Origin of the sequence: Streptomyces sp. NPDC059398, assembly GCF_042751845.1 — a bacterium.
Classification (GTDB): domain Bacteria; phylum Actinomycetota; class Actinomycetes; order Streptomycetales; family Streptomycetaceae; genus Streptomyces.
This window is the reverse complement of record NZ_JBHYWP010000179.1, coordinates 1-1732: the sequence shown is the minus strand read 5'-3', so window position 1 is coordinate 1732 and position 1732 is coordinate 1. Positions and strand designations below refer to the sequence as shown.

The window sequence follows — 1732 nt, the reverse complement described above, 5'->3', positions numbered from 1 at the left end:
TGTGGGTCGCGTGGCCTGCTCCCCCCCCCCCCCCCCACCCCGCGCTGTCAGGGCCTGTCAGGACCTGTCAGGACCTGTCAGGACTCGGGGAGGGAGAGGATCAGCAGGCGCCGAGGTCCTGCCAGGCACCCCATTCGCCCGTGGTTCCGGGGGTCTCGCCGGTGGTCCACCACTTGGCCTTCCAGGTGTGGCCGCCGTACGAGACGGTGTTGCCGCCGACGTAGACCGCGCTCTTGCTCCACTGCGCCGCACTGCACGCGGTGGCCCCGCCGGTGATGGTGAGTGTGTAAGTGGCCGTGTGGGTGGTGGACCCCGCCTTGCCGGTGACCGTCAGGGAGTACTTGCCGGAGACCGCGGACGAGGTGGTGGAGACCGAGAGGGCCGCGTCGCCTCCGGCCTTGACCGAGCCGGGGCTGACCGATGCCGTGACCCCGGCCGGTGCGCCGGTCACGGCCAGGCCGACCGTCTGGGCCGCCCCCGCGGTGACCGCGGTGTGCACCGACGAGGTGGTGGAGCCGCCGGCCGCGACGGTGGCCGATGCCGGGGTTAGCGAGACCGAGAAGTCGTCGGCCGGGGGCGTCGTGCTGCCGGAGCTGGTGAACGGCTCGAAGGTGTGGCTGAACTGCCAGGTGCTCTGGTCGATGCCGGAGCAGGAGTCGGAGCCGCCCTGGCCGGGGCAGCCGCCGTTGTCACGCTGAAGGGCCCAGATGGACAGGGTGTTGATGCCCTTGTCCACGGCCCAGTTGTAGACCGGCGCCGCGTTGGCGGTGGTGAAGGTCTCGGCGGCTCCGAAGTCGTCGATGCCCGGCATCTCGATGACGCCGACCGAGCCCCACAGCTGCGCGTCCGTCTTCGACGGGTAAAGCTTCGCCAACTGGTCGTGCAGGCCCTGGGCGGCGGTCTGGGTGTCGTTGGCCATGTTGTGCGTGGCGTTGTCGTAGTAGTCGAACGTCATGATGTTCGTGACGTCGATCCGTGCGTTGTTGGACACCGCGTTCTTCAGCACGGCCAGACCGCTGGAGGCCAGCCCCTTCGTGGTGGTGGGCAGGGTGTACGAGAACTCGACGGTGCGTCCGTTGGCGGCTGCCCAGTCCTCCACCTGCTTGACGGCCTTGTTGCGCCGGTCGATGCCCGCCGAGTTGGTCAGCGAGTTGTCCTCGATGTCCAGGTCGATCCGGGTGATGTCGTAGGTGGTGATGACCTTCTCGTACGCGGCGGCGATCTGGCCGACGTCCGTACAGCTGTCGGCGATCTCGGTGCCGGTGTTGTCGGCGGTGTAGCCGCCGAACGAGGCGATGATGTCGCCGCCGTTGGACTTGATGGTGCTGATGTCGCTGCCGAAACTGGCGGACGAAACGGGCATGCTGCTGTCGCCGTTCCAGTACGGCGTGCAGGAGCCCTTGGCCGCCGCCTGGAGGAATGCCATCGTCAGGTATTTGCTCCCGGACTGTTCGGCCAGGGCGGCCGGGCTGTCACCGGTCCAGGCTTCGAAGTACGGGGCGTACACATGCGCGGGCAGTGGGGTCGCCGCCTGGGCGGATCCGCTGCCGACGGTGACGAGCCCGGCTGCTGCCGCCGCCGTGACCACGACGGTGGCGAGGGTACGGATCGGTCTCATTGAGTCTCCTGGGAACACCGGTTGGAGGAAGAGGGAGGGGAAGAGCGGTGCGGGCCCCGGGGGGGGGCCGGCGCCGGGGCGCGCGGGGGGGGGGGGGGGCGCCCCGGGGCCGCC

At 69.8% G+C, this 1732-nt stretch carries 1 protein-coding gene; it reads right to left on the bottom strand.

Annotated elements, in window-relative coordinates:
• Nucleotides 1-100: 100 nt before the first annotated feature.
• Complete coding sequence (locus ACFXBC_RS34525) at nucleotides 101-1618, bottom strand: chitinase (protein ID WP_385033885.1); 1518 nt, start codon at nucleotides 1616-1618, stop codon at nucleotides 101-103.
• Nucleotides 1619-1732 lie beyond the last annotated feature (114 nt).

Coding starts and splice junctions, on each gene's coding strand:
- ACFXBC_RS34525 (WP_385033885.1), bottom strand. CDS start 1,618: ATGAGACCGATCCGTACCCTCGCCACCGTCGTGGTCACGGCGGCGGCA.